This window comes from Halorussus rarus, assembly GCF_003369835.1.
GTDB classification, from domain to species: Archaea; Halobacteriota; Halobacteria; order Halobacteriales; family Haladaptataceae; genus Halorussus; species Halorussus rarus.
On record NZ_QPMJ01000001.1, the window covers coordinates 269,358 to 292,156 of the forward strand.

A 22,799-nucleotide genomic window follows, 5' to 3' on the forward strand; every position below is an offset into this window, starting at 1 on the left:
GTCCTCGGGGTTCTCTCGTCCGAACTTCCCACGAGAGTACACCGCATTGCTCCGCGAGCGCAGCAAAAAGTGGGAGTCAGTCCGCCTTCGCCTGCCACCCTCGCAGTCTGTCCTCGCTGACCCCGGCCACCTCCGCCGCGACCGTCTCGACCTCGGCGTCCTTCAGGTCCTCGATGCTCTCGATGCCGGCGGCCGAGAGCTTCTCGGCGGTCTTCGACCCGATGCCCTCGAGCGATTCGAGGTCGCTGCCCGACTCGCTCTGTCGGGCCTGGAACTCCCGGTAGTTGCAGATGGGACAGCCCAGTTCCCACGGTTCGTCGCCGCTGTGGACGACGAGTTCGGGCAGGTCGTGCTCCTCGCAGCGCTCGTCGGTGACCTCGATGTCGCCCCGGCGCGGGAGCGGCAGCGAGTAGTCGCAGTCGGGGTACCGGGTGCAGCCGACCAGCCGCGAGCCGTTCTGGAGGTGCTTGATGGCGAGCTCTCCCCCTTCCTCGTCACCGCACTCGGGACACTCCCCGATCACTTCGTCGTCCTGCTCCTCGGCCTCCTCGGCCTTGCAGAGCGGGCAGCCGTGGACGAACGTCTGGCGGCCCGCCAGCATCTTGACGTGGCGGAGGCCGTGGTCCTCGCACTCCTCGTCGAGGATGAGGGGCTTACCCGTGTTCGGCAGCGGCAGGGTGTACTCGCAGTCGGGGTAGCCGTCGCAGCCCACGAAGTACGAGCCGTTTCGGCTCTGGCGCACGAGCAGCTCGTGGTCCGACTCGGGGCAGGGGCCGAGGGTCTTGTCGGCCTTCAGCGACTCCTGGAGCAGGTCGCCGACCTCCTCGCGCGAGGACCGGAGCTCGTCGAACACCTGCTGGAGGTACTCGCGGGACTCGTCGGCCACCTCGCTCAGGTCGGCCTCGCCCTCCGCGATGGCGGTCATGTCCTGCTCGAGTTCGCGGGTCATCTCCTCGCTGACCACGAGGTCGGCGAACTCCTCGGCGGCCGTGACGACCGCGTCCGCAAGCTGGGTCGGCCGGGGCGGGTCGCCCTCGATGTAGCCGCGGTCGTAGAGCTTCTCGATGGTGTTGTGACGGGTCGACTTCGTCCCGATGCCCATCTTCTCCATGGTCTCGATGAGCCGCGACTGACCGTACCGGCGGGGCGGCTGGGTCTGCTTGTCCTCGATGCGGGCCTCGGTCAGCGCCAACTCCTCGCCCTCGGTCACGTCCGGGACGTAGTTCTCCGAGGTGTTGAAGTAGGGGTAGACCGCGTGGTAGCCCTCCTTCAGGAGCCGCTTGCCGTTGGACTTGAGCTTGTGGTCGCCGACCGCCGTGACCACCTTGAGGTGCTCCCAGGTGGCGGACTCGGCGACCGTGGCGAAGAACCGCCGCACGACGAGCTCGTAGATCTCCCACTCGTCGTCGCTCAGCTCGCCCTTCGTCGGGATGTCCTCGGTCGGGTGGATCGGCGGGTGGTCGGTGGTCTCCTCGTCGCCCTCGGTGGGTTCGATGTCGTCGAGGTCGAGCAGGTCGTCGGCGTCGTCGCCGAAGTGGTAGTCGCCCGAGAACGCGTCGAGCAGCTCCTCGGGGTCGAGGTCGTCGGGGTAGACAGTGTTGTCGGTCCGCGGGTAGGTCATGTACCCCGCGGTGTAGAGGTCCTCGGCGATGCTCATGGCCTGCTGGGCCGAGTAGCCCAGGCTGCCCGCCGCGCGGATGAACTGCGTGGTGTTGAACGGCGCCGGCGGGTCGTCGGTCCGGGTTCGTCGGTTGACCCGGTCGACGGTCGCCGCGCTCGCGGATTCGAGCGCCTCGAAGACGGCCTGGGCGGTCTCCCCGTCCCAGACGCGCTCGGCCTCGTTGTCGTCCTCGTCGCGGTAGAAGTACTGGGCCTCGAACTCGACGGTCTCGTCGTCCGCATCCTCGGAAGCTCCGGCTTCCGAGCGGCTCGCCGAGGTTTCCTCGGCGGTGTCCTTCAGCAGGTCGGCGAACAGCTCCCAGTAGTCCTCGGGGTCGAACGCCTCGATCTCGCGCTCGCGGTCCACGATGAGCTTCAGCGTCGGCGACTGGACCCGGCCGACCGAGATGAAGTCCTCGCCCAGCTGCCGGGCGGACAGCGAGAGGAACCGCGTGAGCGCCGCGCCCCAGATGAGGTCGATCTCCTGGCGGGCCTCGCCCGCGGCCGCGAGGTCGAAGTCGAGCTCGTCGGGGTTCTCGAACGCCTCGGTGACCTCGTTCTGGGTGATGGAGGAGAACCGGACCCGGCGGATGGGCACCTCGTCGTTGACCTCGCGGACGAGCTCCCAGGCCTCCTTGCCGATGAGTTCGCCCTCTCGGTCGTAGTCGGTCGCGATGGTCACCTGGTCGGCCTTCCGGGCCAGCACGCGGAGCGTCCGGACGATGTTCTCCTTGGTGGCCTTCTTCTCGATGGGCGCGTCGATGAGTTCGACCGGTTCGACGTCGCGCCAGTCGTTGTACTCGTCGGGGAAGTCGACGCCCACCACGTGGCCCGACAGGCCGATGCAGCGCCGGCCGCCCCACTTGTAGACGTTGACGCCGTTCTTGCGCTCGGCGTCGGCCGACTCGCCGCTCAGGATGTCGGCGATGCGCCTGGCCGCGTTGTCCTTCTCGGTGATTATCAGCTCCATACCTCACCTCCGGGTCCGGGGGTCCGCCCGCAGCGCAGGGGGCGCTCCGGGAGTCGCTCGTCGGTCATCGTGTCCTCGGTAGGACAAGTGAGTGGGTAAAGCTTTCGCCGAGGAAATCGCGGGAGGGCGGCGGTCTTCGATGCACGCGGTCGATCGCGGTGGAGCGTGCGCTCGATGCGAGTCGAACGCACGCGCAGGTCGGGACAGTCGACCGGCAGCGCCGTAACCGGGACTGTGCCCCAAAGGAGCCAACCTGCACGATGCCGGCGCCTCCGGCGCGTCCGTCGCGTCGCACACCGAACGCGGATGTCGCTGCAGATAAAGAGCCAGCGGGGCCGCAACGGTTCGCGCCAAAATCGTGTCTGGTATAAATAATGTAAATTAAATAAAGAAAAGTACGAAATATTCTCCGGCTGATTATCAAACGAGATAAGATGGGAAACGGTTATATTATGTGGATATCGACTCCCAACGAACACTGAACGATGTCCGCCGACGCCACTTTCCCCGTCGCGGCGACGCTCGCTTCGGTCGTCAACCCCGAACTGACGAGCCTCCCGCTTCGACGGAACGGCGTCGTCGGCGCGCCGGAGAACGCAGACAGGCGGACCTCCCGGGCGGATGCGCGGTCTCACCGCCCCTGTCGCGCCGCCGGGGGTGGCAGATGACCGCGACCGTGCTGCTCGTCGACGACGAACCCTCGCTCACGGACGTCTACGAGTCGTGGCTGTCGGAGTACGAGGTGCTCGTCGCCCACGACGGGTCGGAGGCGCTCTCGATACTCGACCGTCGCGGCGACGGCGTCGACGTCGTCCTCCTCGACAGGCGGATGCCCGGAGCGAGCGGCGACGACGTGCTGCAGGTGGTCCGGGAGCGCGACGTCGACTGCCGCGTCGCGATGCTCACCGCGGTCGCGCCGGGGTACGACATCATCGACATGCCGTTCGACGACTACGTCACCAAACCCGTCTCGGGCGAGCAACTGCGCGAGACGGTCGAGTCGCTGCTGGCGCGGGCCGACTACGTCGACGGGCTCGACCGGTACTACGCGCTCGCCTCGAAACACGCCGCCCTGACCGCCGAGCGACCGCGACACGAGCTGGCGGAGAGCGAGACGTTCGCGGAGCTCGAAGCGGAACTCCGTGAACTCGAACGCGACCTCGAGGACGCGGTCTCGTTCGAGGACCACGAGACGTTCCAGGGACTCCTGCTCGAAGTGTCCCGGCGAGAAGAGTAACTTCGACGCGAACGTTTACACCGGAGGCCGGGACGAAGCCCGGCCGTGACCTGAGAACTGCCGCGAGGGCGTCGGGGCGGATGTGCGGTGCACCCCTCGCGAGAGACGGAACGTTCCTCCGCACCGCCTGCCCGCCTACTCGTCCAGTCGCTCGCGGAGCAGCTGGTTGACCGACCCGGGGTCGGCGCTCCCGCCGGTCTTCTGCATGACCTGGCCGACCAGGAAGTTGAGCGCGCCGCCCTCGCCGGCGTGGTAGTCCTCGACCGCGTCGGGGTTCTCGTCGATGGCCTCGTCGACGGCGCCCTCGATGGCGCCCTCGTCGGCCTTGCCCAGCCCCTCGCGCTCGATGATGGCCTCGGGGTCGTGGCCCTCGTCGAGCATCTCGCGGAGCACGACCTCCTCGGCGTTCTTGGTGGTGATCTCCTCGTCGGCGACGAGTTCGACCAGCCGCTTGAACTCGTCGAGCCGGTCGTCGACGTCCGTGACGGCCATGTCGCGGTAGTTGAGCTCGCCCAGTAGGTTGTCCGCGACCCAGGTCGCGGCGAGGTCGGGGTCGTACTCGCCGGCCACGTCCTCGTAGAAGTCCGCGACCTGCTTCGTGGAGGTGAGCTTGCTGGCGGCCTCCGCGCTCAGGTCGTACTCCTCGCGGAAGCGCTCGCGCCGGGCGTCGGGGAGTTCGGGGATCTCGAGCTTCTGCTTCCAGTCGCTGACCTGCAGCGGCGGCAGGTCGGCCTCCCGGAAGTAGCGGTAGTCCTTCTCCTCCTCCTTCGAGCGCATCGAGACCGTGATGCCCCGGGACTCGTCCCAGTGGCGGGTCTCCTGCTCGACCTCGCGGCCGCGCTGGACCGCGTTCTTCTGGCGCTGGGCCTCGTAGGACAGCGCCTTCTCGGCGCCCTTGTGGCTGGAGATGTTCTTGACCTCGGTCCGGTTGGCCGCCTCGAGCGTCTCGTCGCTGACCGCGCCGTCGTCGCCGATCTCGTCGGCCTCGACCACGCTGAGGTTGGCGTCGATGCGGAGGCTCCCGTCGCGCTGGCTGTCGAACACGCCGAGGTACTCCAGGACCTCCTCGAGCTTCGCGAGGAACGCCCGGACCTCCTCGGCGCCCCGGAAGTCGGGCTCGGTCACGATCTCCATCAGCGGGACGCCCGCCCGGTTGTAGTCGACCAGGGTGTAGTCGGCGGTGTCGATGTTCCCGCCGGCGTGCTGGAGGCTTCCCGGGTCCTCCTCGAGGTGGGCGCGCTGGATGCCGACGGTCCGGCGCTCGCCCTCGACCTCCACTTCGAGCTCGCCGTCCTGGCAGATCGGCGCGTCGTACTGGGTGATCTGGAACCCCTTCGGGAGGTCGGGGTAGAAGTAGTTCTTCCGATGGAAGGCGGTCTCCTCGGGGATGTCGGCGTCGATGGCCTTGCCGACCTTGACCGCCGACTCGACGGCCGCCTCGTTGAGGACAGGCAGCGCGCCCGGCAGGCCGAGACACACCGGGCATGTGTGGGTGTTCGGCTCGGCGTCGGCCACGTCGGTCGAACAGCCGCAGAAGATCTTCGTGTCCGTCTCGAGCTGGACGTGGACCTCGAGCCCGATGACGACCGCGAGGTCCGATTGCTGGACAGCCTGTGCAGTCATTACCCGCCCGTTCGCGGCGGCGCCGCTAAAGACTAACGAACGCCGGTCACACGACGCACGCCGGTCCGCGCGGCGCAGAGTCGTCTGTCGAACTCGGCTGGTACGTCTGCAGCGCGGCGGTCCGTCCACCGCCGATATGGTAAAAATTACTACATTCGTCTGACGTACGTTTATGGTCCTGCCGTGGGCCATCACGGACATGAGCGACCAAGACGAGCGCGTCGAGGAACTCGAATCGAAGGTCGAGCGACTCGAGGCGACCGTACACGGACTGACCGAGGAGCTGGTGGAGGTCCACGACCGGCTCGAGACGCTCGAGGGGGCCGCGGCCGACGCGGCGACCGACGGCTCGGCTTCGGCGGCGAGCGGGTCGGGAGCCCAACAGTCCACGACGACGGAGCAGACCGACGCTCGCGGCCGAAACGCCGAGAACGACGAGGCTAAAAGCGACGAGTCCCAGGAAGAAGACGAGACGGGGGAGGACTCCGGGTTGGGCGACGACATCATCGTCGCCTGACGGGAGCCCCACGTACGAGCAACCATGCACATCAAAAAGCTCGTCCTGGATAACTTCAAGAGCTTCGGACGACGCACCGAGATTCCGTTCTACGAGGATTTCACGACCGTTTCGGGTCCGAACGGCTCGGGGAAGAGCAACATCATCGACAGCGTCCTGTTCGCGCTGGGCCTGGCCCGGACGCGGGGCATCCGCGCCGAGAAGCTGACCGACCTCATCTACAATCCCGGCCACGCCGACAGTAGCGAGGAGTCGAACGGGACGCGGGAGGCCAGCGTCGAGGTCGTGCTGGACAACAGCGACGGCGTGCTCGAGCGTGCGCAGGTGGTCAACGCCGCGGGGTCGGAGAACGTCGACGCCGTCGACGAGATCACCATCAAGCGCCGGGTCAAGGAGACCGACGACAACTACTACTCCTACTACTACCTCAACGGGCGGTCGGTCAACCTCTCGGACATCCAGGACCTGCTGGCGCAGGCCGGGGTGACGCCGGAGGGGTACAACGTGGTCATGCAGGGTGACGTGACCGAGATCATCAACATGACGCCCCACGAGCGCCGCCAGATCATCGACGAGATCGCCGGCGTCGCGGAGTTCGACGCGAAGAAGGAGGACGCCCTGGCGGAGCTCGAGACCGTCAAAGAGCGCATCGACGAGGCCGAGCTCCGGATCGAGGAGAAGCAGGAGCGGCTCGACCAGCTGGCCGACGAGCGCGAGACCGCCCTGGAGTACCAGGGCCTGCGCGACGAGAAGCAGGAGTACGAGGGCCACCTCAGGGCCGCCGAGCTCGAGGAGAAGCGCGAGGACCTCGCGCACACCCGCGAGGACATCGCAGACCGGAAGGACGAACTGGCCGACCTCCAGCAGGAGTTAGACGAACGCCAGGGCAAGGTCATCCGGCTCGAGGACGAGCTGGAGGAGCTCAACGCCGAAATCGAACGGAAAGGCGAGGACGAGCAGCTCCGCATCAAGAGCGAGATAGAGGAGGTCAAGGGCGAGATCTCGCGGCTCGAGGACGCCATCGAGTCGGCCGAGGAGAAGATCCAGGACGCCGAGAACACCCGACGGCAGGCGTTCGTGGAGATCGACCGCAAGCAGGAGGACGTCGAGGAGCTCGAGGGCGACATCCGCGACATCAAGATCGAGAAGTCCTCGGTCAAGGCCGACGTCCAGGAGAAGGAGTCCGAACTCGCGGAGGTCGAGGCGGAGATCGACGCCATCGACACGGAGTACGACGAGGTGAAGGCCGACCTCGCCGAGCGCAAGGACGAACTCGAGGAGCACAAGAGCGAGAAGAACGACCTCCAGCGCGAGAAGGACCGACTCGTCGACGAGGCCCGGCGGCGGTCGAACGCCGAGAGCGAGAAGGAGCAGGAACTCGACGAGGCGCGCGAGTCCATTCCGGAACTGGAGACCAAGCTCGACGACCTGGAGGACGAGCTGGCGAAGGCCGAGCGCAACCGCGCTCAGATAGACGACGTCGTCGAGGACTTAAAACAGGAGAAGCGCGAGCTCCAGGACGACCTCGACGACGTCGAGGACGAGATCCAGGCCAAGCAGCAGGAGTACGCCGAGCTCGAGGCGAAGGCCGACCAGAGCGGCGACTCCTCGTTCGGTCGGGCGGTCTCGACCGTCCTGAACGCCGGCATGGAGGGCGTCCACGGCGCGGTCGCCCAGCTCGGCAGCGTCGCCGGGAAGCACGCCACCGCCTGCGAGACGGCGGCCGGCGGCCGGCTCGCCAACGTCGTCGTGGACGACGACGGCGTCGGCCAGCGCTGCATCGAGCACCTCAAGTCTCGGAACGCCGGCCGGGCGACGTTCCTCCCGCTGACCGAGATGCACACGCGAAACCTCCCGTCGGCGCCCTCGATGCCCGGCGTGGTGGACTTCGCGTACAACCTCGTGGACTTCGACTCCGAGTACGCGGGCGTGTTCGCCTACGTGCTCGGCGACACGCTGGTCGTCGAGGACATGGAGACCGCCCGCGACCTGATGGGCGACTACCGGCTGGTGACCCTGGAGGGCGAACTGGTCGAGAAGAGCGGCGCGATGACCGGCGGGTCGAAGTCCGGGTCGCGCTACTCGTTCTCGAAGTCCGGCGAGGGCCAGCTCGAGCGGGTCGCCCAGCGCATCAACGAGCTCGAGGACGAGCGCCGGTCGATCCGGGAGGACGTCCGAGACGTCGAGGACCGGCTCGACGACGCCCGCGACCGCAAGAGCGACGCCACCGACCAGGTCCGGTCCATCGAGTCGGACGTCGAGCGAACCGAGGCGGAGCTGACCGACGCCGAGGAGCGCATCGACGAGCTCGAGGCCGAACTCGAGGAGCTGGCGGCCGAGCGCGAGGAGGTCAACGAGCAGATGGCCGAGGTCGAGGAGCGGATCGACGAGCGCGACGACGCCATCGCCGAGGTCGAGGCCGCCATCGCGGAGCTGGAGACCGAGCTCCAGGACTCCCGGATTCCGGAGCTCACCGCCGAGGCCGAGGATATCGAGGGCGACATCGACGACCTCGAGGACCGCGTCGACGAGCTCGACGGCGAGCTCAACGAGCTCCAGCTCGAGAAGCAGTACGCCGAGGAGGCCATCGAGGACCTCCACGACGACATCGAGACGGCCCAGAACCGGAAGGCCGAGCAGGAGGAGAAGATCGCCGACCTCGAGAGCAAGATCGACGACCAGGAGTCGCTGCTCGAGGAGAAGCGCGAGGCGGTCGCCGAACTCGAGGACGAGCTCGCCGACCTCAAGGACGACCGCCAGGACGTCAAGGACGACCTCCGGGAGGCCCAGCAGGCCCGCGACGAGAAGCAGAACGAGGTCGAGACGGTCGAGAACCGCCTCGAGAGCCTCCGGCGCAGCGAAGAGCGGCTGGAGGAGGACGTCGCCGAGCTCGAGGCGGAGGTCGGCGAGTACGAGGCCGACGAGATTCCCGACCTCAAGGAGGTCGAGAAGAACATCGAGCGCCTCGAGCGCCAGATGGAGGAGCTCGAACCGGTCAACATGCTCGCCATCGACGAGTACGACGACGTGAAGTCCGACCTCGACGACATCGAGGAGCGCAAGTCGGTGCTCGTCGAGGAGCGGGAGGCCATCCGCGATCGCATCGACTCCTACGAGGACCAGAAGAAGGCGACGTTCATGGACGCCTACGAGGCCATCGACGACCAGTTCCAGGACATCTTCGAGCGGCTCTCGAACGGGACCGGCGACCTCCACCTCGAGGACCCCGAGGACCCCTTCGAGGGCGGGCTCACGATGAAGGCCCAGCCGGCCGACAAGCCCATCCAGCGCCTCGACGCGATGTCGGGCGGCGAGAAGAGCCTGACCGCGCTCGCGTTCATCTTCGCCATCCAGCGGTACAACCCCGCGCCGTTCTACGCGCTCGACGAGGTCGACGCCTTCCTCGACGCCGCGAACGCCGAGCGGGTCGGCGAGATGGTCGACGAGCTCGCGGGCGACGCCCAGTTCATCGTCGTCAGCCACCGCTCGGCCATGATGGAGCGCTCCGAGCGCGCCATCGGCGTCACGATGCAGGGCGACAACGTCAGCACCGTGACCGGCATCCAGCTCGGTGACGGCGACGGCGACGAGGAGGTACCCGCCGATGACTAGCAAGATTCCGGAGGAATCTCGGGATACGAGCGGCGAAACCGCGAGTAACGAGACCCCGGCGGAATCCGGACCCGAAAAGGACGCGCGCACGGACGGCGGCGAGATTCCGCTCAACATCGCAGGTCACGAGGAGGAGAAGCGAAAGCGCGAGGGGGACGAGGCCGACCCCTTCGGGGCGGACGACGAGTCGGCCGACGGCACCCAATCGGACTCCGAGCAGGACGCATCCGAGGGCGAGGTCGACGAGTCGGACGCCATCCTGTCCGACGAACTCGACGTGGATCCCGACCCGTCCGACGAGGAGGCCGAACCCGTCGAGCTGCTGGTCCAGCTGGCCGAGGACGGCGAGATCGAGCCGTGGGACATCGACATCGTCCGGGTGACCGACAAGTTCCTCGACCGGCTCGACGGGGCCGACCTCCGGACCTCGGGCCGGGCGCTGTTCTACGCCAGCGTGCTGCTCCGGATGAAGAGCGACGCGATGCTGGCCGACGACGACGAGGACGAGGAGCCCGAGGACCCGTGGGACGAGTGGGGCCCGGGTGCGGACGCCCCGATGGACCCCGCGGACGGCGACTTCGCGGACTTCGACCCGGTGGCCAAGCTCGAGGACGAGATGGAGCGCCGGCTCGACCGCAAGACCGCCCGCGGGACGCCCGAGACCCTCGACGAGCTGGTCCACGAGCTCCGGGAGCGCGAGCGCGGGTCGTGGTGGAAGGACTCGCGGAGCTACGACACCAGCGACTCGCCGTCGGGGTTCCAGCGCGGGACCCAGACGCTCGACTACCGGATGGACGACGACATGCGGGTCGACGAGGAGCCCTCGGCCGACGACGTGACCGGCACGGCCCACGAGGAGGACATCGAGGCGGTCATCGACGTGGTGCGCGAGGAGCTGCGCAACCACTACGACCGGGGCCGCGACGAGGTGCTGTACGCCGAGATCGACGAGATCGGCGGGACGCGCATCGAGACGTTCCTGGCGATCCTCTTCCTCTCGCACCGCGGCGCGGTCACCCTGGAGCAGGACGACCTGTTCGGCGACCTCTGGGTCATCGACGCCGAGGCGACCGACGGGACCGAGACCCCCGAGGCCATCGCCGACTAGGCGACCTCGCCGCCGCACTCGCCGACGCGATTCTGCCCCGTGTCGAGACACGGCCCACAAGAGACAAACTCAGGGAGTGCCAACCGGTAACGCATGAACAGCGACCCGTCGGACCTCGTTTCGGACCTGCGGGAGGACGTCGGCGAGGGGCTGCGCGTCGTCGCCGGGTACACGGCCGAGGGCTACGAACTCCACTACGTCCGGGAGGACATCAGACCGCGGGTCGAGGAGATGAACACCGACCGAATCCATCGGGAGCTGGTGCTCCAGGGCGTCGGGCGGGAGTACCTCGAGGACCTGTTCGACGCCGGCCCGCTCCAGTGCTCGGTCCACCGGTTCGAGGAACTCACCGCCTACCACTTCGTGCGGACCGAGAAGACGGGCGGGTACGTCAGCGCCGACTCGGACGCGTCGGTCCGGCTCGAGTCGCTGGTCGAGACGGTCGGCCGCCACCTGTGACGCCCGCCGGTGGGCGTTCCACCGACCGGACGCCGACCCCGGGTCGCCCCGTCAGCCCAGGTACTCGCCGACGAACGGCTCGACGCGCTCGCGGGTCTCGTCGGGGATCGCCTCGGTCGGCGTGTTGATGGTCCCCTCGAGCGCCGACCCGCAGTCGCAGTCGCGCTCGTCGGGCATGTTCCGGATTGCGTGCTCGACGACCTCCTTGATCGCGTCCTCGTTCTCGGCGGCGTTGTCCAGTACCTCCTGGAGCGTGACCTCGCTGTCCTCCTTCCAGACGTCGTAGTCGGTGACGCCCGTGACGGTGGCGTAGCAGAGCTCGGCCTCGCGGGCCAGCTTGGCCTCCGGAATCGTGGTCATCCCGATGACGTCCCAGCCCTGGTCGCGGTAGAACTCGCTCTCGGCGCGGGTCGAGTACTGCGGCCCCTCGATGCAGACGTAGGTGCCGCCCTGCTCCGACTCCGCGTCGGTCGCGGTCTGGCACGAGTCGGCGAGGTGGTCGACCATGTGCGGGCAGTACGGGTCGGCGAACGGCATGTGGACCACGATGCCGTCGCCGAAGAACGTCGCGTCGCGGTGCTTGGTCCGGTCGAATATCTGGTCGGGGACCACGAGCGTCTGGGGCGGCAGGTCCTCGCGCAGGCTCCCGACCGCGTTCGAGGAGAGCACGCGCTCGACGCCGACCCGCTTGAGCGCGTAGATGTTGGCCTTGTACGGCGCGTTGGTCGGCGTGTGCTGGTGGTCGGGGCCGTGGCGCGGCAGGAACGCGACCTCCTCGCCCGCCAGCTCGCCGATGGTCACGGGCGCGCTCGGGTCGCCGAACGGCGTGGTGATCTCCTCCTCGCGGGTGTTCTCCAGCGGGAGCGCTTCGTAGATACCGCTGCCACCGATGAAGCCGATCGTCATGGGATATACTCCAGGCGGCGGCTACTAAACGCCTGCTCTTCTCGGTCGGACTAGCTCGACTCGTCTGTGGCGTCGTCCGGCGCAGGCCCGCCCATGACGTCCTCGAACGACCGCTCGGTGTCGACCGGCTCGGAGAAGACGAACTCGTACCCGTCGGGGTCCCGGAGCGCGACCTCGCGGGTGTTCCACGGGGTCTCGTGGGGTTCCGCCGAGAGCTCCGCGCCGTGTTCGCGGGCCCGGCCCGCCACGTCGTCGACCGATTCGTCCTCGACGGCGACGTAGACCGAGACGCCCCGCCCCCGACTCGCGTCGCCACTTGTCCGCTCGCCGTCGAGGTCGGCCGCCGGCGCGGCGAGCATGACGTCCGCGTACTTCCGGTACCGGACGTGGACCATCACCGGCATGGAGTAGACGATGTCGAACCCGAGCGCGCGGTACCACTCGGTCGACGCCTCGAGGTCCGAGACGCTCAGTCGGACGAACAGCGGCATCGGGTAGGCGTCGGGGTCGGTCGCCACGGCTTCTCTCCTGTCGGTACTCCGCGAACTTCGATAAGCATACCGTCGGTGCGGGATACAATGGCACACTCCGCCGCCGCGAAACGAGCGAGACGCGAGGGCGGTTCGGCAGCGTCCGGACCGCTCAGGCGCCCACGCCCTCCTCGTTCTCGACGAGCCGCCACTTCTCGCCGTCGTCCTCCAGGACTCCCCGGCGGACCATCTCGTCGAGCACTTCGCCCATCCGGTCGGGCTGGGCGATCTCCATCTCGATGCGCTCGATCTCGTGGTACTCCGAGAGCAGGTGGCGGATCTCCTCGGTCGTGAAGGCGTCGCCGTCGGCCTTGTCCATCACGCCCGAGGTGAGGTCGATCATGTCCTCGATGAAGTTCCACGGGTAGACCACCCAGGCCCACTCCTCGAGCCGCTCGCCGATGTAGTCGGGCTCGAACTCGCTGGTCTGGAGCAACTGGAGCGTGGCGGTCCGGACCTCCCCGGCGTCGCGGTCGGTGACGTACTCGTAGGCGCGCTCGATGGAACCCCCGGTGTCGGCGATGTCGTCGATGATGAGCACGTCCTTGCCCTCGACGCTGCCCTCGGGCATCGGATAGCGCACCTCGGGCTCGCCGGCCTTCTCGGCGGTCCCGACGTAATGCTCCATCTTGAGGCTGGTCAGGTCGTCCATCCCGAGGAAGTCGCAGATGCACCGCCCGGCGAACCACCCGCCGCGGGCCAGCGCGACCACCACGTCCGGCTCGAAGGAGTCGCGTTTCACCTGGTCGCTGACGTCGCGGCAGAGACCGTAGATGTACTCCCAGTTCGTAATCGTACATTTGAACTCGTCGGGGAGTTCGCTCATACCAACTCGGGACTCGCACTCCTGCACACTTAACGATTTACAGGCGCTCCCGCGTCGCCGCTCCGGATTGTCGCGGCCGCGACTCGCCCTGTCCCGACGGACAAATTACTAAGGGCGGCGCCCGCCTGGGTCCGACCATGGACACGCGACGCGCGCTGCTGGTCGACGCCTTCACCGACGACCCCTTCGCCGGGAACGCCGCCGGCGTGGTCCCCGACGCCGACGGACTGACCGACGACCAGATGCAGGCCATCGCCGCCGAGTTGGCCGTGAGCGAGACCGCCTTCCTCCGCGAGAGCGACGACGCCGACCGCCGGGTCCGGTACTTCACGCCCACGACCGAGGTCGACCTCTGCGGGCACGCCACCATCGCCTCCCACGCCCACCTCCACGAGAACGGCGTCGTCGACCCCGGGACGCACAGCCTGGAGACCAACGTCGGCGTCCTCGACATCGACGTCGCCGATGACGGGACGGTCTGGATGACCCAGGACGACCCGACGATTCGCGAGGTGGACATCGACTACGACCGGGTGGCCGACGCGCTCGGCGTCGACCCCGCCGCGCTGAAGGACATCGGCGCCGACCTCCCGCCGGCGGTGGCCTCGACCGGCCTCCCGTTCCTGGTGGTTCCGGTCAACTTCCTCGAGCACGTCGGCGGGATGGACCCCGACCACCGGAAGATCGAGGCCATCAGCGAGGACGTCGACGCCACCGGCATCTACGCCTTCAGCTTCGACGCCGTGGCCGTCGACTCGACGCTCCACGGCCGGATGTTCGCGCCCGCCGCCGGCGTGCCCGAGGACCCCGTGACGGGCACCGCCAGCGGCGCGACCGGCGCCTACCTCCGGGAGTACGAGGCCTTCGACGGGGAGTTCCCCGACGAGATGGTGTTCGAGCAGGGCCACTTCGTCGACCGGCCGGGCCACGTCCGGGTGCGTGTCGGCGACGAAGTCCGGGTCGGCGGGAAGGCGGCCACCGCGTTCGAGGGCGAACTGCGGGTGCCGGCCGCGGAGGACGACGACATCATCGACGCGACGGGATAGGGACCGGTAGGAGGACTGGCTTCGCTCGGTGAACAAGTAGGCTCCGGCGCGCGCTGGCGGACCCCTCCGTGGGTCCGCCGATATGCGCGAGGGACGAGCGAACGCAGTCTTGCTGAGCGAAGCGAAGTCGTTCGAAAGGCGGAGCCTTTCGTGATCCCGAAAATCGAAGATTTTCGGACGACAAGGCTCGGAAGACTCGCTTTGCTCGTCTTCCGGTGTGAGCGAGGAGGCTGGGGAGGAGTGAGGCTCGCGGTCGCGGTGCGGGGCGGTGCGGTGCGGTGCGGTAATTCATTTGTGACGGTAGTAGCTAGCTGTTTCTTCTTGACACCGCTACGTGCGGCTGTCACGACGAACCCTCAGTTCGACCGATTTCGAGCCCTCAGTCCACCAGGTCTAGCACCGCCCGCCGGTTCCGCTCGGCGACCGCTTCGCGCTCGCTCGCCGGGAAATCGCCGTACCACAGCGAGAAGCAGCCCAGCGGGAAGGTCCGGGTCACGGCCAGATAGAGCTCGCGCCGGCGCTCGTCGTCGGAGCCCCGCGGTAGCTCGCCCGACTCCCGGTAGCCCTCGCGCAGCGCCGCGCGGACGCGCTCGCGGAGCGGGTCGTCGCGGGTCGCCCACCCGCTGAGGTACTGCTCGGTGACGACGAGGTTGTACCGGGCCGTCATCGTGTGGGCGTTGCCCCAGTCGAGCACGGCGCGGGTCTCGCCGGTCTCCGGGTCGACGAGCAGGTTCCCCAGTCGGTAGTCGTCGTGGCCCAGCACCGGCGCGACTCCGCCGTCGGGACCGTCTCGGCCCGGTCCATCGGGGAGTGCATCGAGGCGGTCGTCGACGAACGCCCGGAGGTCGGGTTCGAGGTCGGCGAACCGGTCGTGGAGGTCGTCGAGACAGTCGTCGGCCATCGACGCGATTCGGTCGCGCCACGAGTCGGTCCCGGCCTCGCCGACGGTGATGGTCCGTCCCTCGACGGCGATGCCGCCGGGGATTCTGTCCGCGCGGTCGGGGGCGGCGCCGCCGGCTTCGGGGTCGACGTCCCGGGCGAGCCGAATCGGCCCGAACCGCTCGAAGTCGCCGAGGCCGTGGAGTTCGCCCAGCCAGCGCCCGGCGTCCCGGGCGATGCGTTCCATCGCGTCGGCGTGGAGGTCACGCGCCCCGTTCTCGCGAACGTCGCCGGCGCGGCGCTCCATCAGGAAGAACGGCGCGGGCAGGTCGGGGTGGTCGTCGACCGCGCCGACGACACTCGGGACGGACATCGACGTCCGGCGGTCGGCCAGCGTCATCAGGTACGGCTCGGGCCGGAACGCCTCGGGGTCGAGGAACTCGCGGGCCTTGAGGACGCACTCGCGGGGTCCCTCGGGCGTCTCGACGTCGAGGAAGTAGACGAGGTCGGTGCCCTCCTCTGCGGCCGAAGCCCCGCGGAGCGACCACGCCGGTCGGACCTCGCGCAGCAGCCGCCGGAGGGTCCGGTCCGCGAGCGCCTCGTCGGTGTCCATGTCCCCGGGGACGGGGCCCCTCGGTAGAAGTCTTGCCCCGGTTTGGACGTTGGTAGCAGTTCTGCGACGGTCGCCTGCGGAGTCGGTGGAGTTCGGTTGTGCGGACCGGTCAATCGAGGCGCTTCGGTTCCGCCGGCTTCTGCGCCGGTGAACCGTGTTGGAATTATCCCTCCGAATCGTGGCGATAGCGGGTACGCTGGATGTAGAGATAACCGACGACGCCACCGCTGACGCCGATCGCAACCAGATGCCTGCCGGCTCCCCCGGACACCAGCAGGAAGAGTCCGACGGCGACGTCGATCCCGTGCACGACGAGCGCGTTGCGCCACGCCGACCGGCGGAACGCCCGGAGGCCGTTGCCTATCTGGACGAACAGACCGCCGAGAACACCGGCGACGATTCCGAGAACGGGGTTCCCGACGAGCGAGGCTACGCCGAGGAGGACCAACAGCCCGCCCAGGCCGTAGTGGAGGAGACAGACAGCGATGACGCCGTCCGGGAGGGAGGAGTCTTCTGCCGTCGTCGCTGCTCCGTCCGTCTCTATGGTGGAACCGTCTACGGCGAACTCTCAGAAAAGCGTACTGTCGACCGTCAGTTATCGCGAGGCGGACCACGCGGCGGCGCCCCTACCTCGAATCCGGGGGAGCGCGGCGAGGCTCATTCACTGCTGCTCGCCGAACTGGAACTCCTCGGCCGTGTCCTCGCGCTTGAGCTCCGACACCTGGCGGCGGGTCTCCGAGACGTCGTGCTCGACCTCCGAGAGGCGCTCGTCGAGCACCGATAGGATCTCGCTCTTGACCCGCTCGCCGTCGAAGCGCTCGCGCATCTGCTCCTCGACCGCGGCGGTGAACACCCGCACGAACGCTGCGACGCTACCGACCGCCCAGACCAGCACGCCGAGGACCGCGACCGCGAGGCCGGGCGCGGCCGTCGTCAGCGCCGTCGAGAGCGCCGCGCCGTCCGCTAGCTGTCCGTACCCGTCGCCGATGCCGAGAGCGACGCCCGCGCCGACGAGCGCGCCACCGACCAGGGTGGCGGCGCCGGCGAGGACGACGTAGTACACTGCCCACCGAAGCGAGCGTTTCGCGTCCATGCGTGGGTGAGGCCGACCCGGGATTATAAACCCATCCGATTTCGTGTCGGTGAACGAAGAAGTACCGGCCGGCCGACCGGCGACCCGGTCGCGACGGGCGCCAGTCGGACGACGGACTGGCGCCGGCCGAGTCGGACCCCGTGGCGACTCGTCTCCGACGCCCCGGCACTTCGGGGACGAAGAGAAAATCCGATTCCGAGTTAATATTCGCTCTACCGACCGGTCGGAACATTCTTTATTCGCCTTCCTGTTCTCTCACATGCACCAATGGCTGTACTCTGGCTGGACGAAATCACCGCAGACGACCTCGAACTGGTCGGCGGGAAGGGCGCGTCGCTGGGGGAGCTCACCGGCGCGGGCCTGCCGGTCCCCTCGGGGTTCGTGGTTTCGGCCGGCACCTACCGCTCGTTCATCGAGGAGACCGGCATCGATGAGGAACTGTTCGAGGCCGTGGACGTCGACACCGAGGACTCCGCGGCGCTCGCCGAGGCCCAGTCGAGGGCCAAGGAGCTCGTGCTCGACACCGAGATGCCCGAGGAGATCCGACAGGAGATCCTCGACTCCTACGACGACCTCGAAGACGGCGAGGCGTTCGTCGCGGTCCGCTCCTCGGCGACCGCCGAGGACCTCCCCGACGCCTCGTTCGCGGGCCAGCAGGAGACGTTCCTCAACGTGACCCGCGAGGACCTCGTCGACCGGGTCAAGCGCTGCTGGGCGTCGCTGTTCACCCAGCGGGCCATCTACTACCGCCAGGAGAAGGGCTTCGCCCACGACGTGGTCGACATCGCGGTCGTCGTCCAGCGGATGGTCGACGCCGAGAAGTCCGGCGTGATGTTCACCAGCCACCCCTCGACCGGCGCGCCGAAGATCATCATCGAGGCCGCCTGGGGGCTCGGCGAGGCGGTCGTCTCCGGGTCGGTCTCGCCCGACAACTACGTCGTCGACCGCGAGACCAGTTCGGTCGAGGAGGTCACCATCGCCGACAAGAAGACCAAGATGGAGAAGGACGAGGAGACCGGCGAGACCGTCGAGCGCGAGGTCTCCGACGACCTCCGGGAGGCCCAGGTGCTCGACGAGCGCGACATCGAGCGGCTGGTCGAGCTCGGCGAGCGGGTCGAGGACCACTACGGCGACCCCCAGGACGTCGAGTGGGCCATCGTCGACGGCGAGGTCTTCATGCTCCAGTCCCGTCCCATCACGACCATCGACGACGGCGAGAGCGAGATCGAGACCGACGCGAGCGCCAACGGCGACGCCGGCGTCGGCGCGAACGGCGCCAACGGGAGCCCGACCGAGGGCATCACCGACGGGAGCGGCGGCGTCGAGGCCGCCAGTCCCGGCGGCGACGCCGGGGGCGCGTCGGGCAACGGCGACGTCCTGGTCTCCGGGCTGGGCGCGAGCCCCGGCATCGCGTCGGGCGCGGTCCGCATCGTCGACCAGCTCGACCAGCTCGACAAGGTGAGCGACGGCGACATCATCGTCACCGAGATGACCACGCCCGACATGGTGCCCGCGATGAAGCGGGCGGCGGGCATCGTCACCGACGAGGGCGGCATGACCAGCCACGCCGCCATCGTCTCCCGGGAGCTGGGCGTCCCGGCGGTCGTCGGCTCGACCGACGCCACGTCGACGCTGACCGACGACCAGCGCATCACCATCGACGGCGACAAGGGGACCGTCACCGAGGGCCGCCGCGAGACGAGCGAGGAGCGCGAGCCCATCGAGGAGGCCCGACCCAAGACCCCGGTCAAGCCGATGACCGCGACCGAGGTGAAGGTCAACGTCTCGATTCCGGAGGCCGCCGAGCGCGCCGCGGCGACCGGCGCCGACGGCGTGGGGCTGCTCCGGATGGAGCACATGATCCTCTCGACCAACAAGACCCCCGCCCGGTACATCGACGACCACGGCGTCGACGCCTACGTCAACGAGATCGTCGAGGGCGTCCGCGGGGTCGCCGACGAGTTCTACCCCCGGCCGGTCCGGGTGCGGACGCTCGACGCCCCCACCGACGAGTTCCGCCAGCTCCAGGGCGGCGAGGACGAGCCCGACGAGCACAACCCGATGCTGGGCTACCGGGGCATCCGGCGGAGCCTCGACCGCCCCGACGTGTTCGCCCACGAGCTCGAGGCGTTCGCCCGGCTCTACGAGATGGGCTACGACAACGTCGAGATCATGCTCCCGCTGGTCAACGACACCGAGGACGTCATCCAGGCGCGCAACCTCATGGAAGAGGCGGGCATCGACCCCGACAAGCGCACCTGGGGCGTGATGATCGAGACGCCCGCCTCGGCGCTCGGCGTCGAGGAGATGGCCCAGCAGGGCATCGACTTCGCCTCGTTCGGCACCAACGACCTGACCCAGTACACCCTCGCCGTGGACCGCAACAACGAGAACGTCGCCGACCGGTTCGACGAGCTCCACCCCTCCGTCCTCCAGCTCATCAGCCAGACCATCGAGACCTGCCGGGAGCACGGCGTCGACACCTCCATCTGCGGCCAGGCCGGCTCGAAGCCAAAGATGGTCCAGCACCTGGTCAACGAGGGGGTCTCGTCGATCTCGGCCAACATCGACGCGGTCCGCGACGTCCAGCACGAGGTCAAGCGCGTCGAGCAGAAGCTGCTGCTCGACTCGGTGCGGTAGGGCCGGCTACCGCCCGACGACGCCGGCTGAGTAAGCACCACTTAGTCGAAATAATCGGGGGCTAAATCGGGAAAACGTCCCGGCATGGTACCGTCCGTTTATGGGCGGCCGCAATGGAGTACACGGAAATGGATGTCCGTCGAGTCGCACTGCTCCTCGTGGCGCTGATGGTCGTCGTCGCCGGCTGTGCGGGCAGCGACGCCGCGCCCGACGCGCCCGCCGGCGCGGACGCGACGCCGACCGCGACCACCTCGCCGGCCGACGCGCCGCCAGACACCGGCGGCGAGCGCGACGCGCCGTCGGCGACCACGACCGCCGCGAACGCCACGCCGAACGAGTCGCGCCCGCCGGGGGTCAACCGGACCGGCGTCGAGGACCCGTCGGCGCTGGTCGACGCCCACCGGGCGGCGCTCAACAACACCAGCTTCGCCTTCCGGTTCCACGCCAACGTCTCGGTCGGCCCGGCCAACCAGTGGACCCGCCAGCGCGGCGCGGTCGAGGCCGGCCTGTCGCCGCTGGTGGTCCACTCCGACAGCGTGCGCCGACTGGGCGACGGCCGGACCCGGGTCGCCACCGACCTCTGGGCCAACGGGACGGCGGTGGTCGTCCGGTACGAGGGGGCCAACCGGTCAGAGCTCCGCCGGTACAACCGGACCGGCGAGAGCGTCGCCGACGAGACGTGGGCCCACCTGCCGCGGGCCGACCTCGACTCGCAGGTCACCCAGGCGTGGCTCATCGAACTCGCGCTGGCCGCCGGGGAGTTCGACGTGGCCGACGTCGAGCGCCGCGACGGCCGGACGATGACCGTGCTCCGGGCCGATCGGGCCGTCTCGGCCGAGAACTACACCGACTTCGAGGCGGCGGTCGTCGTCGACGCCGCCGGCCGGGTCCACTCGCTCTCGCTGACGGCGGCCTACGCCGGCGACGACGAGACCCGGATCCACTACGAGTTCGCGCTGACCGACGTCGGCGACGTCACCGTCGAGCGCCCGACGTGGGTCGAGGCCGCGAGTCCGCCGACCCCGCGGAACGAGACCGCGACGACGACCGGGGCGGCCGGCAGTGCGACGACGGGAACCGCCAGCGGTGCGACGACCGCCGCGAGCGCCAACGGGACCACGACCCCGAGCACCACCGCGACCGCGACTCGGCGCACGACGGCGCCGACGACCGCCGACTCGGGCTGATTCTGCGACGCCCTCGACGCCGACTCGTCGGCGTCGGTGGCACGTCGTCGGTCGCACCATACGTCGCATCCGCCACGTTCAAGCCGTCTCGCTGCAAGCGTGGGAACATAACATGACACGCTCCGTGTGGCTCAAGGCCGACGACGCCGTCGGCGACTGGGACGACCGACGGAAACGGATCACGGCCGGACTCGAAGCGGGCGTCGACTGGGTGCTGGTCGACGCCGCCGACGTCGGACGGGTGCGCGAACTCGGCGACGTCAACGTCGCGGCGTTCACCGACGGCGACGCCGAACTGATAGACGAGGCCGAGTCCGGGGCCAATCCGGACGTCTTCGTCGTGGGCAAGGACGGCGAGGGCGACGGCACCGTCGACCTCCCGTCGGACTTCTCGGGGTCGGCGGACCTCTCGACGCTCCGGCGCGACGACGAGCGGGCCGAGGGCGCGTACGTCCGCATCCTGAGCGAGGACTACGAGGCGTTCGCCGAGGCGGCCGCCGAGGAGGCCGACTACACCATCGTCGTCGGCGAGGACTGGACCATCATCCCGCTGGAGAACCTCATCGCACGCATCGGCGAGGAGACCGACCTCGTCGCGGGCGTCACGAGCGCCGAGGAGGCCAAGACCGCGTTCGAGACGCTCGAAATCGGGAGCGACGCGGTGCTGCTCGACTCCGACGACCCCGACGAGATCCGCGAGACGGTCGAGGTCCGCGACGAGGCCGAGCGCGAGACGCTCGACCTCACCTGGGCCGAGGTGACGGCGGTCGAGCGCGTCGGCAGCGCCGACCGGGTCTGCGTCGACACGGGGAGCCTGATGGACCACGACGAGGGGATGCTCGTCGGGTCGATGTCCCGGGGCCTGTTCTTCGTCCACGCCGAGACCGCCGAATCGCCGTACGTCGCCTCGCGGCCGTTCCGGGTGAACGCGGGTGCGGTCCACGCCTACGTCCGGACGCCCGACGGCGGCACGAAGTACCTCTCGGAACTCAAGTCCGGCGACGAAGTCCAGATCGTCGACACCGACGGCCGGACCCGCGAGGCGACGGTCGGCCGGGTCAAGATCGAGAAGCGGCCGATGTTCCGGGTCGAGGCCGAGTTCGACGACGGAGATAGAGTCGAGACGCTGCTCCAGAACGCCGAGACCATCAAGGTCCCCACCCGCGACGGTCGGACCGCTGTCACGGACCTGGCCGAGGGCGACGAGGTCCTGGTGTTCCGCGAGGGCGGCGCCCGCCACTTCGGCGAGACCGTCGAGGAGAGCATCATCGAGAAGTAGCGCGCGCAGTCGGGGTCGCGTCGGAACTCCTTCGTTCGGAATCGAAGTAAGAGACCGCTCTCTGTCGGGAGTCCGTCAGCGAGAGACCGCGTTGCCTTCCGTCGGGCCGTTCGGGCCGTCGCGCTCGGGGAGCGGGGTCGTGCACCACTGGCAGAAGTCCAGGTCGTCGTCGACCGGCTTGCCGCAGGCCGGGCACTGCTCGCCGTCCTCGTCGTCGCTCCGGGTTTGGAGCGCCAGCCAGTAGGCGTCGATGGCGCTGAACGCCCGCACGACCCAGATGGGGACCAGCGCCTCGAGCGGGAGGTCGCTGGTCGCCTCCATCGCGGCGTCCATCGCGGCCCCGACGCTCGTGGCGCCGGTCGTCGCGGCCTCGGGAAGCGGCACGAACAGCAGCACCGCGCTGACCGCGAAGGCGAACCACATCGCCGAGCGGAGCCACTCACGGAGGTAGACGTGGCCGACTCCGGGCAGGAGGAACGACAGCAGCGCCCCCAACCACGGACGCTTCTCGGATTTCGTACGGGTCACTAGTCGCGGGTAGCCGACCGACGTTAATAAATGCTGTCCCCTCAGGCCGGTGTTAGCGGTCAATGTCGGCGTTCTATTTTAACCCGG

18 protein-coding genes are annotated in these 22,799 nt (G+C 68.7%); 9 read left to right on the forward strand and 9 right to left on the reverse strand.

All coding sequences use genetic code 11. The features are described 5' to 3' along the window. Nucleotides 1–76 precede the first annotated feature (76 nt). The gene (locus DVR07_RS01430) at nt 77–2,629 is read right to left on the reverse strand and encodes a DNA topoisomerase I (RefSeq protein WP_115795002.1); all 2,553 of its coding nucleotides are present in this window, start codon (nt 2,627–2,629) and stop codon (nt 77–79) included. Between the two features lie 664 nt (nt 2,630–3,293). Between DVR07_RS01430 and DVR07_RS01435 the strand changes: the two genes are divergently transcribed. Further along, a complete protein-coding gene (locus DVR07_RS01435) occupies nt 3,294–3,866 on the forward strand; it encodes a response regulator (RefSeq protein ID WP_115795003.1) in 573 nt (190 codons plus the stop codon). A gap of 135 nt (nt 3,867–4,001) precedes the next feature. Here the strand turns inward: DVR07_RS01435 and gatB are convergent, their stop codons facing one another. Then, nucleotides 4,002–5,489 (reverse strand): Asp-tRNA(Asn)/Glu-tRNA(Gln) amidotransferase subunit GatB, encoded by a 1,488-nt coding sequence (gene gatB, locus DVR07_RS01440; RefSeq protein WP_115795004.1) that lies wholly within the window; start codon nt 5,487–5,489, stop codon nt 4,002–4,004. Nucleotides 5,490–5,688: 199 nt separating this feature from the next. Between gatB and DVR07_RS01445 the strand changes: the two genes are divergently transcribed. The 4 genes from DVR07_RS01445 to DVR07_RS01460 all read left to right on the forward strand — a co-directional run bounded on the left by DVR07_RS01445 (nt 5,689) and on the right by DVR07_RS01460 (nt 11,185). Next, on the forward strand, nt 5,689–6,006 hold the full coding sequence (locus DVR07_RS01445) for a DUF7518 family protein (RefSeq protein ID WP_115795005.1): 318 nt from the start codon (nt 5,689–5,691) through the stop codon (nt 6,004–6,006). A 24-nt stretch (nt 6,007–6,030) separates the two neighbouring features. Further along, nucleotides 6,031–9,618: a chromosome segregation protein SMC gene (gene smc / locus DVR07_RS01450; protein ID WP_115795006.1), complete on the forward strand. Its 3,588-nt coding sequence runs from the start codon at nt 6,031–6,033 to the stop codon at nt 9,616–9,618. After that, the gene (locus DVR07_RS01455) at nt 9,611–10,726 is read left to right on the forward strand and encodes a segregation and condensation protein A (RefSeq protein ID WP_115796271.1); all 1,116 of its coding nucleotides are present in this window, start codon (nt 9,611–9,613) and stop codon (nt 10,724–10,726) included. Before smc ends, DVR07_RS01455 begins: the two co-directional genes overlap by 8 nt. A gap of 93 nt (nt 10,727–10,819) precedes the next feature. After that, on the forward strand, nt 10,820–11,185 hold the full coding sequence (locus DVR07_RS01460; protein WP_240147423.1) for a hypothetical protein: 366 nt from the start codon (nt 10,820–10,822) through the stop codon (nt 11,183–11,185). A 51-nt stretch (nt 11,186–11,236) separates the two neighbouring features. Here the strand turns inward: DVR07_RS01460 and mtnP are convergent, their stop codons facing one another. From mtnP to DVR07_RS01475, 3 genes are all read right to left on the reverse strand, one after another. Continuing rightward, the gene (mtnP, locus tag DVR07_RS01465) at nt 11,237–12,091 is read right to left on the reverse strand and encodes an S-methyl-5'-thioadenosine phosphorylase (RefSeq protein WP_115795007.1); all 855 of its coding nucleotides are present in this window, start codon (nt 12,089–12,091) and stop codon (nt 11,237–11,239) included. Nucleotides 12,092–12,141: 50 nt separating this feature from the next. Continuing rightward, nucleotides 12,142–12,609 carry a VOC family protein gene (locus DVR07_RS01470; RefSeq protein WP_115795008.1) on the reverse strand — a complete coding sequence of 156 codons (468 nt, stop codon included), beginning with the start codon at nt 12,607–12,609 and terminating at the stop codon, nt 12,142–12,144. Between the two features lie 124 nt (nt 12,610–12,733). Further along, a complete protein-coding gene (locus DVR07_RS01475; protein ID WP_115795009.1) occupies nt 12,734–13,447 on the reverse strand; it encodes a phosphoribosyltransferase in 714 nt (237 codons plus the stop codon). Nucleotides 13,448–13,584: 137 nt separating this feature from the next. Between DVR07_RS01475 and DVR07_RS01480 the strand changes: the two genes are divergently transcribed. Next, the gene (locus DVR07_RS01480) at nt 13,585–14,493 is read left to right on the forward strand and encodes a PhzF family phenazine biosynthesis protein (protein ID WP_115795010.1); all 909 of its coding nucleotides are present in this window, start codon (nt 13,585–13,587) and stop codon (nt 14,491–14,493) included. Between the two features lie 379 nt (nt 14,494–14,872). Here the strand turns inward: DVR07_RS01480 and DVR07_RS01485 are convergent, their stop codons facing one another. The 3 genes from DVR07_RS01485 to DVR07_RS01495 all read right to left on the reverse strand — a co-directional run bounded on the left by DVR07_RS01485 (nt 14,873) and on the right by DVR07_RS01495 (nt 17,078). Beyond that, nucleotides 14,873–15,985: a phosphotransferase family protein gene (locus DVR07_RS01485; protein ID WP_115795011.1), complete on the reverse strand. Its 1,113-nt coding sequence runs from the start codon at nt 15,983–15,985 to the stop codon at nt 14,873–14,875. A gap of 163 nt (nt 15,986–16,148) precedes the next feature. Further along, a complete protein-coding gene (locus DVR07_RS01490; RefSeq protein WP_115795012.1) occupies nt 16,149–16,433 on the reverse strand; it encodes a hypothetical protein in 285 nt (94 codons plus the stop codon). A 213-nt stretch (nt 16,434–16,646) separates the two neighbouring features. After that, nucleotides 16,647–17,078 carry a hypothetical protein gene (locus tag DVR07_RS01495; protein ID WP_115795013.1) on the reverse strand — a complete coding sequence of 144 codons (432 nt, stop codon included), beginning with the start codon at nt 17,076–17,078 and terminating at the stop codon, nt 16,647–16,649. 267 nt (nt 17,079–17,345) lie between these two features. Here DVR07_RS01495 and ppsA point away from each other — a divergent pair, with 267 nt between their 5' ends. The 3 genes from ppsA to DVR07_RS01510 all read left to right on the forward strand — a co-directional run bounded on the left by ppsA (nt 17,346) and on the right by DVR07_RS01510 (nt 22,184). Next, nucleotides 17,346–19,718: a phosphoenolpyruvate synthase gene (ppsA, locus tag DVR07_RS01500; RefSeq protein ID WP_115795014.1), complete on the forward strand. Its 2,373-nt coding sequence runs from the start codon at nt 17,346–17,348 to the stop codon at nt 19,716–19,718. A gap of 128 nt (nt 19,719–19,846) precedes the next feature. Further along, nucleotides 19,847–20,905 (forward strand): hypothetical protein, encoded by a 1,059-nt coding sequence (locus DVR07_RS01505; RefSeq protein ID WP_162829398.1) that lies wholly within the window; start codon nt 19,847–19,849, stop codon nt 20,903–20,905. 112 nt (nt 20,906–21,017) lie between these two features. After that, entirely contained in the window at nt 21,018–22,184 is a 1,167-nt protein-coding gene (locus DVR07_RS01510; RefSeq protein WP_115795016.1) for a 3-dehydroquinate synthase II, read from the forward strand. Nucleotides 22,185–22,259: 75 nt separating this feature from the next. Here DVR07_RS01510 and DVR07_RS01515 read toward each other — a convergent pair whose 3' ends face one another. Continuing rightward, nucleotides 22,260–22,712, reverse strand: a complete 453-nt coding sequence (locus DVR07_RS01515; RefSeq protein ID WP_115795017.1) for a zinc ribbon domain-containing protein — start codon at nt 22,710–22,712, stop codon at nt 22,260–22,262. Nucleotides 22,713–22,799: the final 87 nt, after the last annotated feature.

Excerpts from the sequence above, each read along its gene's own strand:
- smc (WP_115795006.1), top strand. The coding sequence starts at position 6,031 with ATGCACATCAAAAAGCTCGTCCTGGATAACTTCAAGAGCTTCGGACGA.
- DVR07_RS01435 (WP_115795003.1), top strand. The coding sequence starts at position 3,294 with ATGACCGCGACCGTGCTGCTCGTCGACGACGAACCCTCGCTCACGGAC.
- DVR07_RS01505 (WP_162829398.1), top strand. The coding sequence starts at position 19,847 with ATGGATGTCCGTCGAGTCGCACTGCTCCTCGTGGCGCTGATGGTCGTC.
- DVR07_RS01485 (WP_115795011.1), bottom strand. The coding sequence starts at position 15,985 with ATGGACACCGACGAGGCGCTCGCGGACCGGACCCTCCGGCGGCTGCTG.
- DVR07_RS01430 (WP_115795002.1), bottom strand. The coding sequence starts at position 2,629 with ATGGAGCTGATAATCACCGAGAAGGACAACGCGGCCAGGCGCATCGCC.
- gatB (WP_115795004.1), bottom strand. The coding sequence starts at position 5,489 with ATGACTGCACAGGCTGTCCAGCAATCGGACCTCGCGGTCGTCATCGGG.
- DVR07_RS01480 (WP_115795010.1), top strand. The coding sequence starts at position 13,585 with ATGGACACGCGACGCGCGCTGCTGGTCGACGCCTTCACCGACGACCCC.
- DVR07_RS01475 (WP_115795009.1), bottom strand. The coding sequence starts at position 13,447 with ATGAGCGAACTCCCCGACGAGTTCAAATGTACGATTACGAACTGGGAG.
- DVR07_RS01455 (WP_115796271.1), top strand. The coding sequence starts at position 9,611 with ATGACTAGCAAGATTCCGGAGGAATCTCGGGATACGAGCGGCGAAACC.
- DVR07_RS01460 (WP_240147423.1), top strand. The coding sequence starts at position 10,820 with ATGAACAGCGACCCGTCGGACCTCGTTTCGGACCTGCGGGAGGACGTC.
- ppsA (WP_115795014.1), top strand. The coding sequence starts at position 17,346 with ATGGCTGTACTCTGGCTGGACGAAATCACCGCAGACGACCTCGAACTG.
- DVR07_RS01510 (WP_115795016.1), top strand. The coding sequence starts at position 21,018 with ATGACACGCTCCGTGTGGCTCAAGGCCGACGACGCCGTCGGCGACTGG.
- DVR07_RS01495 (WP_115795013.1), bottom strand. The coding sequence starts at position 17,078 with ATGGACGCGAAACGCTCGCTTCGGTGGGCAGTGTACTACGTCGTCCTC.
- mtnP (WP_115795007.1), bottom strand. The coding sequence starts at position 12,091 with ATGACGATCGGCTTCATCGGTGGCAGCGGTATCTACGAAGCGCTCCCG.
- DVR07_RS01445 (WP_115795005.1), top strand. The coding sequence starts at position 5,689 with ATGAGCGACCAAGACGAGCGCGTCGAGGAACTCGAATCGAAGGTCGAG.